This is a genomic window from Streptococcus sp. 27098_8_22 (assembly GCF_041432415.1).
GTDB lineage: Bacteria > Bacillota > Bacilli > Lactobacillales > Streptococcaceae > Streptococcus > Streptococcus pseudopneumoniae_M.
Genome location: NZ_JAPVZP010000003.1, coordinates 154,796 through 165,951 on the forward strand (window position 1 = coordinate 154,796; position 11,156 = coordinate 165,951).

Below are 11,156 nucleotides of genomic sequence, written 5' to 3' on the forward strand. Positions count from 1 at the left end.
TTTTAATCTTGTTTCGTTTCGCTTTTAAAACAAAAAAAGGAAAGAAACTGTTTTCTTCCCTTTTATTCTCTTAATGTCTAAAATGTCTCACGCCTGTGAAGACCATAGTCAAGCCGTATTTATCAGCAGCTTCGATAGACTCTTGGTCTCGTACTGACCCACCTGGTTGAATGATGGCCTTGATACCAGCTTTGGCGATTTCTTCCACGTTATCCGCAAATGGGAAGAAGGCATCCGAAGCAAGAACAGCGCCGTCAAGACGGTCTTTAGCTTGGTCAATAGCAATACGAACAGAAGCCACACGGTTAGTTTGACCTGGACCAACGCCAAGTGTCATGTGATCATTAGTCACAATGATTCCGTTTGATTTGACGTACTTAATAGCCTTCCAAGCAAACTCAAGAGCAGTCGCTTCTGTCTCAGTTGGTTGGCGTTTGGTTACCACTTGCCAGTCAGCTGGGCTTTCCTTGACCACATCTTGATTTTGAACGAGGAGTCCACCGACAACACCTGTGTATTCTGCTTCCACTTCACTAGCATCTTGTGCGTCAAATGGCAAGGCAAGAATGCGCAAGTTTTTCTTTTTGTTGGTCAAAATAGCTAGCGCTTCATCCGTATAGCTTGGTGCGATGATGATTTCAAGGAAAACGCCGTGCATCTTCTCAGCTGTCGCAGCATCTACCTCACGGTTGAGAACGACAATTCCACCAAAGATAGACACTGGGTCAGACTCATAAGCATAGTCCCATGCAGTCTCGATATCGTCAGCTTGACCGATCCCACATGGGTTCATGTGTTTCAAAGCCACAACGGTTGGACGTTCTTTAAAATCACGAATGATACGGATGGCAGCATCAGCGTCACGGATATTGTTGAAGGACAATTCTTTACCGTTAAGCTGTTTAGCTGAAGCAATCGAATAGGCAGTCGGCAAGGCTTTTTGGTAGAAATCTGCATCTTGTTGAGGGTTCTCACCGTAACGCATTGGTTGCTTGAGGTCATAAGTCAAAGTGAGTTTTTCAGGCTTGCTTTCACCCACTTGAGCTGTGAAGTATTCTGCAATCAAAGCGTCATAAGCCGCTGTGTGACGAAATACTTTGGCTGCTAAATGTTGGCGAGTTTCATAAGAGGTTTCGCCGTTTGCTGCCAATTCGTCCAAAACCACAACATAGTCAGCAGGATCTACCACAACTGTAACACTGGCATGATTTTTCGCTGCTGAACGAAGCATAGATGGCCCACCAATATCGATATTTTCAACTGCATCAGCATAAGTCACATCTGGTTTAAGGATAGTTTCCTTAAATGGGTAAAGGTTGACCACCACAAGGTCAATGAGCTCAATCTTGTTGTCTTTAGCCGCTTCCAAGTGGCTATCTAAGTCACGACGAGCCAAGAGTCCACCGTGGATATTTGGATGGAGAGTCTTGACGCGACCATCCATCATTTCCGGGAAACCAGTCACATCGTCGATGGCAATGGTATCAACACCGGCATTATCAAGGGCAACTTTGGTACCACCTGTTGAGATGATATCCCAACCAAGTTTTTTAAGTTCTTGGGCAAATTCAACAATGCCCGCTTTGTCTGAAACACTAATTAGTGCGCGTTTAGTCATGTTATTTCTTTTCCTTTTTTAAAAAAGTTCTTCATTTGCTACAGTCGAAAATTTTCTTTCAGCTCGAGGGCTTCCTTATTTTCGTGCAGCTCCCAAACTATCCAACACCTCTGGATACAGTTTATACTCCGCCTCATGAATGCGAGCTTCAAAACTGTCAATGGTATCATCAGCTAGTCTTGGCACACGGACTTGTTTGATAACCTTACCAGTGTCCACACCAGAATCCACCCAGTGAATGGTCACACCAGACTGGTCAACGCCAGCATTCCAAGCATCTTCAATACCATGAGCGCCTGGAAATTCTGGAAGGTAAGCCGGGTGAATATTGATAATACGTCCTTCATAGGCTGCTAGCAAGGTTGGACCGACGATTTTCATATAACCGGCCAAACAAACTAGGTCAATCTGGTGCTCATCCAAGAGCTCGACAATGGCTGCTTCGTAGTCTACCTTGCTCTCAAATTCCTTGAGTTCAAAGGCATAGGTTAAAACTCCAAGATTTTCTGCACGCTCAAGGACGTAGGCATCTCGATGATCAGAAAAGACAAACTCAACTGGAAACTGTTCTGCAATCACCTGTAAGTTTGAGCCATTGCCAGAGGCAAATACAGCAATTTTTTTAGCCATTATTTAATCACCACACTAGCATCTGTCTTCTTCACAATTCGACCGATTTCATAAACAGGTTCGTCAAGAAGTTCTTTGACACGTTCCACGTGTTCTGGCTTCACCGCAAGCATGAGACCAATCCCCATGTTGAAGATTTCAAACATTTCTTCATGTTTGATTTCACCATATTTTTCAAGGGCTTTGAAAATTGGAAGAACTGGGACCTTGCTTTCGTCAATTTCAGCAGCCAAGTCATCCGCAAACATACGTGGGACATTTTCGATAAAACCACCACCTGTGATGTGGGCAATCCCATTGACCAATTCTTCTTTGATAAGAGGCAAAACAGCTTTGACGTAGATACGAGTTGGTTCAAGAAGGACCTCTTTGAGCTTTTTGCCTTCCAATTCTGGCAAGACTTCTTCGCCTGTGTAATCCGCAAAGACACGACGCACAAGTGAGTAACCATTTGAGTGGATACCGCTTGAGGCAAGTCCAAGAAGGACATCCCCTGCTGCCACTTTTGAACCGTCGATGATTTGGCTTTTTTCAGCAACACCGACCGCAAATCCAGCCAAGTCATAGTCGTCTTCACCGTACATACCAGGCATTTCAGCAGTTTCCCCACCGATAAGGGCTGCTCCAGCTTGCACACAACCTTCGGCCACACCAGCAACCACTTGTTCTAGCTTAGCTGGTTCATTTTTACCAGTTGCGATATAGTCCAAGAAGTAAAGAGGCTCTGCTCCTGCAGCAATGATATCATTGACACACATAGCCACGCAGTCTTGACCGATAGTATCGTGTTTGTCGTACTTGATAGCCAGCATGAGCTTGGTTCCAACACCGTCAGTTCCTGAGATCAAAACTGGCTCTTTAACACCTGTTTTTGAAAGGTCGAACATGCCACCAAAACCACCAAGAGCTCCCATGACACCTGCACGCTCCGTACGTGCCACGTGTTTTTTAATTCGTTCAACAACTTCATAACCCGCTTCAACGTCTACGCCAGATTTTGCGTAAGCATTTTTATTTGTCATTTGTTTTTTCCTTTTCTTTTTTTGAGAAAGACTGCGACGTATTTTTAGATAAACAATTATTTTATCTAAAAATACTAGTCAGGTCTCTAGCTTTGGTCCCATAGGAGAAAGCGTCTACTGACAAATGCTTTAGCTTTTAGTCAGTAGTGAGACGTGACGCGTAAGCATTTTTATTTGTCATTTGTTTTTTCCTTTTCCTTTCCTTCAATGGGATTTTTTATTTGTAAAAACTCGTTTTTTCTTCTAAACTTCTACGATATTCTTCTTCATAGTCATAGAGAGGAGTTGGATATTTCCCATCAAAGTAAGCCACACAGAGGCCGCCATTTGGCGCATCTGTTTCAATCCCAATAGAGTCAATCAAGCCATCAATAGAAAGATAAGTCAGGCTATCCGCACCAATGATTTGACAAGTTTCTTCAACCGTATGATTGGCTGCAATCAATTCCTGACGTGTCTGAATATCAATCCCGTAGAAACAAGGATAGGCAAGAGCAGGACTCCCAATAGCAACGTGAACTTCTGATGCCCCCGCTTCTTTCAAGAGTTGGACAATGCGACGTGATGTTGTTCCTCGTACAATCGAATCATCAATCATGACCACGCGTTTGCCTTTAACGACACCAGAAACGGCAGACAATTTCATACGAACCCCTTGCTCGCGCAATTCTTGAGTCGGCTGGATAAAGGTCCGTTGCGTATATTGGTTCTTGATGAGCCCCATTTCATTTGGCAGGCCTGATTCTTCAGCAAAGCCCATAGCTGCACTGAGTGAGGAGTTTGGTACCCCAACTACGATATCAGCTTCATACTTGAACTCACGTGCCAATTGAGCTCCCATTCTCTTACGAGCCGTATGAACATTGACACCATGGATATTGGAGTCAGGACGGGCAAAGTAGATATACTCCATGGAACAGATAGCCAACTGAGTATCGTTTGTATAGCTGTCATACTGGATACCATTGTCATCAATAATAACAATCTCGCCTGGTTTCACATCGCGAATCCACTCAGCACCGATTACTTCAAAGGCACAGGTCTCAGATGAAACCACTACTGCTCCATTCGTCATTTTCCCGATTGACAGAGGACGGAAGCCGTTTGGATCAAGCGCTGCAATTAACTTATCTTCAAACATCAAGAGATAAGCAAAACCACCTTTAACAAGACTGAGGGCTTCCTTAATTTTACCCATTAGGTTTGGATTGTGGCTACGGCGAATCAAGTGAGCCAAGATTTCTGAATCAGAAGTCGAGCTAAAGATTGCTCCTCTTTGTTCCAATTCTTTCTTGAGAGATTCTGCATTGGTCAGATTCCCATTATGAGCCAAACCAAACTGCATATCGTGAAAGCGGAATAGGAAAGGTTGGATATTGTCTACAGATGCTTCTCCCGCAGTCGCATAACGCACGTGTCCAATCGCTCCAGTTCCTGTCAATTTATCCAAATTAGCAGGATTTTTGAAGACTTCTGATAAAAGCCCCATATCACGATGACGCTTCAATTGCCCATGGTCATTGGAGAGGATACCTGCCCCCTCCTGACCACGGTGCTGAAGACTATGGAGTCCAAAATAGGTCAATTTGGCAGCGTCTGGGTGGCCCCAGATACCAAAAACACCACATTCTTCATTAAGAGATTTTACTTCGTATGTCATTTTATATACCTAATTTTTATTTGTGTATCATTCCTTAACGATACTAGAGCGGAATGATACGGCAGAAGCTCGTTTCACTCGCAACAGCAAATCATTTGCAATTATAGCAAGTTAGATCTACTTGATTTTACATTTACTGATGGTTATCTATTAGAAAATCTGCAAAGCCTATTTCCCAGTAAAGTATTGAACCGCTGATGCAAAGAGATGTTGGTCTTTATTTCCTGGAATATTTTGGAAGAGACCGTCTTCATAACGTTCTGAGTGTCCCATCTTACCGATGATTTGACCATTCTTGCTGGTGATCCCTTCGATAGCATTCACAGATCCGTTAGGATTGTATTGTGAATCCATGCTTGGTTTGCCTTCGAAGTCAACATATTGGCTAAAGATTTGTCCATTGTCACGAAGTTCTGCAAATTCCTCAGCTGTCACGACAAATTTACCTTCACCATGTGATACTGGGATGGCATGGATGTCACCAACTTTCACGCCAGCAAGCCATGGTGAGTTGGTATTGGCAATCCGTGTTTCTACCATCTTAGCCACGTGTTGGTTGGCATCATTGTAGAAGAGGGTTGGGCTGGTACTGCTTGCATCTTCAAAGTTACCGTATGGAAGAAGACCTGATTTGACAAGAGCTTGGAATCCGTTACAGATACCGATAATCAAACCACCACCTTCGATGAAACTATCAATAGCTGCACGTACTTTTTCATTGAGCAAGATGTTAACGATAAATTTAGCTGATCCATCGGGTTCGTCGGCGGCTGAGAAGCCACCTGCAAAGAAGATAATGTTAGCTTTTTCAATATTGTCAACCATGGTGTCAACAGACTTGACAATAGCCTCTTCGTTAAGTGTGACAAATGGTACTAAGTTGACTTTTGCACCTTCTTTTTCAAAGGCCTTAGCTGAATCGTACTCAGAGTTAGTGCCTGGGAATACTGGGATGTAAACCACTGGTGTCTCAACTGTTTCTTTTACTTTGATGATAGCATCTGATGCTACCGCAGGCACTTCTTCCAGTTCTTTTGCTTGTGCAAATTTCGTTGGGTAAACTTCTTCCAATTTACCTTGGAAGGCACTGTCAAGCTTGTGTCCATCAAGCGTTACACCATTGACAGCAAGTGTAAAGTCAGCTGTTGTTTGTCCAATCTTCTTAACTCCCACAATTTCTTCAGGAGATGTAAAGATGAATCCACCCAATTGAGCTGTCAAGGCGGTTTCAAGATTTTCAAGGGTTACAATAGCACCGATATGGTTACCAAATGTTGCAAGAGCAAGAGCTTCAAGGACACCTCCATATTTGACAGCTGATGCTGCTGTCACTTTGTGATCAGCTTGGATGGCTTCAAATTGAGTAAAGTTAGACTTGATAAGATCAAAGTCAATTTCTTGTGCCAAAGCTTGACCTGGGATGTAATAGATATTTTCACCAGCAGCTTTAAATTCTGGAGAAAGGACCTTACGGCTATCTGCAGTTGTGACACCAAAAGCAACCAAGGTTGGTGGTACTGTTAATTCTTCAAAGGTACCAGACATAGAGTCCTTACCACCGATAGATGGCAACCCAAGTTGAATCTGAACTTCAATGGATCCAAGAAGAGCTGCTACTGGTTGACCAAAACGCTCTGCTTGTTTATCCATACGCTCGAAGTATTCTTGATAAGAGAAACGAGCCTTAGACCAGTTTGCACCAGCAGCAACCAAACGAGCGGTTGCTTCGATGACCGCATAAGCAGCACCATGATATGGAGACCATTCTGCGATGTATGGGTTAAAGCCTTGCGCCATAACAGAAGCAGTTGTTGTCACACCATGTTGGACTGGCAATTTCTGTACAGAAGCTTCAGTTGGTGTAATTTGGTAGCGACCACCAAGTGGGTGATTGACTGTTGAACGACCAACTGAGCTATCAAAGATGGTTTGCAACCCTTTTTGACTAGCATGGTTGAGGTCAGCTAAGACTGCAAGCGTATCTGCTTCAAGTGTTTCAGCGGATGTTTGACGTTCTTCTGGAATCTTGACATCCTTGTCAACCACCTTAGCATCTACAACCACACGTACACCGTTCGTATCAAGGAAACGACGTTCCAAATCGACGATTGTTTCACCATTCCAGTGCATGACAAGATTTGGTTTTTCAGTCACTGTCGCAACGACAACCGCGTCAATATTTTCTTTGTTACATGCTGCAATAAAGGTTGCCACATCTTCTGGACGAACTACCACAGCCATACGCTCTTGAGATTCAGAGATGGCAATTTCTGTACCGTTCAAACCTTGGTATTTCAATGGCACTTTGTCTAGATCAATTTCAAGACCATCTGCCAATTCACCGATAGCCACACAGACACCACCAGCACCAAAGTCATTTGATTTCTTGATCAGACGGGTTACTTCCCCATTACGGAAAAGACGTTGAATCTTACGTTCTTCGATGGCATTCCCTTTTTGAACCTCAGCACCAGCTGTTTCAACAGATTCAACCGTTTGAACTTTAGAAGAACCTGTCGCACCACCGACACCATCACGTCCAGTCTTACCACCGAGCAAGATAATCACATCACCTGCTTCAGGTTTTTCACGGACAACATTTTCCTTAGGAGCCGCACCGACAACGGCACCTAGCTCCATACGCTTAGCAACGAAACCTGGGTGGAAGTATTCACGAACATAAGTTGTTGCAAGACCAATCTGGTTCCCATATGAAGAATAACCGTGAGCCGCTGTTTTAGAAATCACTTGTTGTGGCAATTTCCCAGCGCGAGTTTCTGAAATTGGAGCTGTAATATCGCCAGCACCTGAAATACGCATGGCTTGGTAAACGTAGGAACGCCCTGACAATGGGTCACGAATGGCACCACCGATACAAGTAGCCGCACCACCAAATGGTTCGATTTCCGTTGGGTGGTTGTGAGTTTCGTTTTTGAACATGAGAAGCCATGGTTCTTTGACACCATTGACATCCACGTCAATTTCTACAGAGCAGGCATTGATTTCATCAGATACTTCCATATCATCCAAACGACCATTAGCACGCTCATAACGGCCAAAAATAGTCGCCATATCCATCAAGGTTTGAGGTTTTTCTGTACGTCCTAGCTCGTCACGCATAGCGATATATTTGTCATAAGTCGCCTGCAATTGTTTTTGGAATTTAGAAGCTGAGAAGTCGATGTTTTTCAACTCTGTCTCAAAAGTTGTGTGACGGCAGTGGTCAGACCAATAAGTATCCAAAACCTTCAACTCAGTCTCAGTTGGCACACGTCCAATAGACTTGAAGTAATCTTGAATGAAGAGAAGGTCATCCACTTCCATGGCCAATCCTTGCTCAGCCTTATACTTAGCAAAATCTTCTGCTGTATAAGTTTCAAAGAAATCCAAGTTTGGAATGGTCTTGTCAGACTCAGAGAAATCCTGTTTCGCAATGCCAAGAGTGATATCTTTGAAACGAGAGTCCACTGGGTTCAAAAGATAGTTTTTAACAGCTTCCAATTCATTCGCATCAATATCCTTATTGACCAAGTAGAGTTGTGCTGTATTCACCGTTACATCACTTGAGCTACCAAGCAACAGCAAAGCTTCTTGTGAAGAGGCCGCACGTTGGTCAAATTGACCAGGCAAACTTTCGATAGCAAAGAAAGCAACCTTCTCAAGATCAGCCTGAACCGCAGCTTCATCCAAAACAGTATCGGTCACTTGCTCAGAAAAAATATGTTTTTCCGCACGCGCAAACAAGTCCTCTGCCAAATTAAAGACATCGTAAACCTGAACAATACGAAGATCCTTCAAAGTTTTTAACTGAAGATTATGTTGTAATTCTTTTACTAAAGAGTCCGATTTCACACGAAAATCAGCTTTTTTCTCAACGAAAATACGTTTATCCATTTTAGTTCCTTTATTTATTTCTACTTAAAAACCGTATTGGAGAGGAATTCAAAAAATTACTTCAATCCTTGCAATTTTTCCAATACAACTTCATAAACATCTGTCAAACTGCCCAAGTCCCTACGGAAAACATCCTTGTCCATGTGGTGCCCTTCCGCATCCCAAAGACGGCAGTTGTCTGGTGAAAATTCATCTGCCAAGATGATCTTGCCATCCTTATCAAAACCAAATTCCAATTTGAAGTCAATCAACCGAAGACCAATTTGTGCAAACCAATCTTTCAACAATTCATTGATACGACGCGTTTCTTCCTTGATATAAGCAATTTGCTCATCATTGGCAATATCCAAGAACTTCACATGCTCATCATTGATGAATGGATCATCCAAATCATCGTTCTTGTAGTAAAATTCAACGATTGGAGTTTCTAAGTCCAAACCTTCTTCCACGCCAAAACGTTTTGAGAAAGAACCTGCAGTCACGTTACGCAGCACAACCTCCAAAGGAATGATTGAAACCTTCTTGTTAAGTTGTTCTGTGTCAGAAATACGTTCGATAAAGTGTGTCGCCACACCAGCCGCATTCAATTTTTCGAAAATAAGAGACGAAATCTGATTATTCAGCACACCTTTCCCCTCTATGGTCTCTTTGCGAGCTCCATTCAGCATAGTGGCCTGATCCTTGTAGACCGACTTAATCACATTTTCGTCTTCTGTAGTATAGATATCTTTAGCTTTTCCCGTATAAATAAGTTTACTGGACATTTTCTTGTTCGCCTTTCGCATTACTTTACATCATTCTAACACAACATACACTAAAAATCAAATATTACACGAACTATATTTTGTATAGTATCTGAAAAAGTACAGAAAAATCGCAAACGATTTTTCATTTGCGATTTTCTAAGATCGATTTGAGTTAAAAATAGAAACTTTATTCTTGTTTCAAAAAGCGGTCCAGATAGTAGCGTAAAAAACTCTTCCTACCTGTAATCATAGTCAAACGACCTTCAAGTCCATAACGAAGTTTTTCTGCTTGTTCAGCATTCAAATCGGTCTCTGCCTCTAATTTAAAGAAATTGCCCTTTTCTGTCTGAGTCGCACTGGTATCGATATTCGTAATCTTGGAGGTCAACACTAGCTGCTTATTGGCATCTGTTACTGTTGTAAATCGTACCTCATTTCCATGCTTGAGATCAGCCACTTCCTTAGAACTGATATAAGCTGTCAGTTTTGCCTTCCTCTCCCTAGCCAACTGTGGAAAAAGGTGAGCAAGAATAGTTCCTTCTGGAATGATGGTAGATCGACTATGCTCAGGATTCAAATGTAGAACACCATCTTCTGTTGCTGTGATTTTTCCCTTATCTAAAAGATTTCCTTGAATCTTTTTACCTGACTCTACTTCAAGAATTTTCTGATCCAAGAGCGTTAATTCCTGGCCTACCTTGGCTAGTTGCTGAGATTTTAATGACTCCAACTGACTTCCTAATCCAGATGCATAAGCTTGCTGGGCTCCTGAACCTGCATACTGTACTCGATAACCTGCAAGAGTTGACTCCAACTGAGTGATGTGAGCATCTAGCTGAGATAAGACCTGCTGTTTGGCTTCCGATCCCTGCTCTTTTGTTGACTGATAAGACTGATAAATGACATAAGCTGGATGATCACTCTCTAAGACTCCATCAGCTTGAATAGCAGACTTAGCTTGCTGATATTCTTTAATTTTGGACTGGGTTTCACCGATGAGATTGCCTAACTCTGCCTGACTACCACTGGCTGCTGCATTTTGAGATGATATACTAGCATTTTGCTGCTCAACCTGACTTCGCAGACTAGCAGCTTGATTTAGATAATCTAAAAAACTATGCTGATAACCAAATTTATCTGCTTCAGGAAATTGATCGCTTCCTGATTGAAGGCTTGCTTTTAAATACTCCAGTTGAACCTTCTGATCCTTGAGCATTTCCAACTGACTAGCATAATTCTCAGCCTGAACTGCTTCTGCTCCCTCTTGGTATTGAACGAGAAGATCCCCTTGCTTGACAAACTTATTTTCAGCCAAATGGTTGGCAACAATCTTACTATTACTACTAGACTGAATGGTGGCAATGATACGAGCAGGTTCTACCGTAGCTCCAGCTGTCAAGCTTATCTCCTTTTGTGCAAAAATTGAAAAAACGATCAGGAACAAAAACAAGATAAAACTTGGAAAAATCACATAACTAGAAAAATTATGGTAACGACGATTGTAAAACTCAGCACTTTCTAAAAATTCTGATTGCATCTTTTCTCCTCTCTAACTATTCACCAAGTGGGCATAAAAACCACCCTGA

7 protein-coding genes are annotated in these 11,156 nt (G+C 42.5%); all 7 read right to left on the minus strand.

Going from position 1 to position 11,156, the window contains the following annotated elements:
* Positions 1-70: 70 nt before the first annotated feature.
* Positions 71-1,618 carry a bifunctional phosphoribosylaminoimidazolecarboxamide formyltransferase/IMP cyclohydrolase gene (gene purH / locus O3633_RS05895; RefSeq protein ID WP_000166533.1) on the minus strand — a complete coding sequence of 516 codons (1,548 nt, stop codon included), beginning with the start codon at positions 1,616-1,618 and terminating at the stop codon, positions 71-73.
* Between the two features lie 75 nt (positions 1,619-1,693).
* Positions 1,694-2,248 (minus strand): phosphoribosylglycinamide formyltransferase, encoded by a 555-nt coding sequence (gene purN / locus O3633_RS05900; RefSeq protein WP_001074680.1) that lies wholly within the window; start codon positions 2,246-2,248, stop codon positions 1,694-1,696.
* The gene (gene purM / locus O3633_RS05905; RefSeq protein ID WP_000182555.1) at positions 2,248-3,270 is read right to left on the minus strand and encodes a phosphoribosylformylglycinamidine cyclo-ligase; all 1,023 of its coding nucleotides are present in this window, start codon (positions 3,268-3,270) and stop codon (positions 2,248-2,250) included. The genes purN and purM overlap by 1 nt, the downstream gene beginning before the upstream one ends.
* A gap of 217 nt (positions 3,271-3,487) precedes the next feature.
* Positions 3,488-4,930 carry an amidophosphoribosyltransferase gene (gene purF, locus O3633_RS05910; RefSeq protein WP_000220606.1) on the minus strand — a complete coding sequence of 481 codons (1,443 nt, stop codon included), beginning with the start codon at positions 4,928-4,930 and terminating at the stop codon, positions 3,488-3,490.
* A gap of 168 nt (positions 4,931-5,098) precedes the next feature.
* On the minus strand, positions 5,099-8,824 hold the full coding sequence (locus O3633_RS05915) for a phosphoribosylformylglycinamidine synthase (protein WP_371620723.1): 3,726 nt from the start codon (positions 8,822-8,824) through the stop codon (positions 5,099-5,101).
* A 56-nt stretch (positions 8,825-8,880) separates the two neighbouring features.
* Positions 8,881-9,588, minus strand: a complete 708-nt coding sequence (gene purC / locus O3633_RS05920; protein ID WP_371620724.1) for a phosphoribosylaminoimidazolesuccinocarboxamide synthase — start codon at positions 9,586-9,588, stop codon at positions 8,881-8,883.
* A gap of 169 nt (positions 9,589-9,757) precedes the next feature.
* Positions 9,758-11,107, minus strand: coding sequence for a bacteriocin secretion accessory protein (locus O3633_RS05925; protein WP_371620725.1), 1,350 nt, complete (start codon positions 11,105-11,107; stop codon positions 9,758-9,760).
* Positions 11,108-11,156 lie beyond the last annotated feature (49 nt).

What these genes read in the sequence shown, in the direction of transcription:
- purH (WP_000166533.1), bottom strand. Translation starts at nt 1,618, where the DNA reads ATGACTAAACGCGCACTAATTAGTGTTTCAGACAAAGCGGGCATTGTT.
- purN (WP_001074680.1), bottom strand. Translation starts at nt 2,248, where the DNA reads ATGGCTAAAAAAATTGCTGTATTTGCCTCTGGCAATGGCTCAAACTTA.
- purM (WP_000182555.1), bottom strand. Translation starts at nt 3,270, where the DNA reads ATGACAAATAAAAATGCTTACGCAAAATCTGGCGTAGACGTTGAAGCG.
- purF (WP_000220606.1), bottom strand. Translation starts at nt 4,930, where the DNA reads ATGACATACGAAGTAAAATCTCTTAATGAAGAATGTGGTGTTTTTGGT.
- O3633_RS05915 (WP_371620723.1), bottom strand. Translation starts at nt 8,824, where the DNA reads ATGGATAAACGTATTTTCGTTGAGAAAAAAGCTGATTTTCGTGTGAAA.
- purC (WP_371620724.1), bottom strand. Translation starts at nt 9,588, where the DNA reads ATGTCCAGTAAACTTATTTATACGGGAAAAGCTAAAGATATCTATACT.
- O3633_RS05925 (WP_371620725.1), bottom strand. Translation starts at nt 11,107, where the DNA reads ATGCAATCAGAATTTTTAGAAAGTGCTGAGTTTTACAATCGTCGTTAC.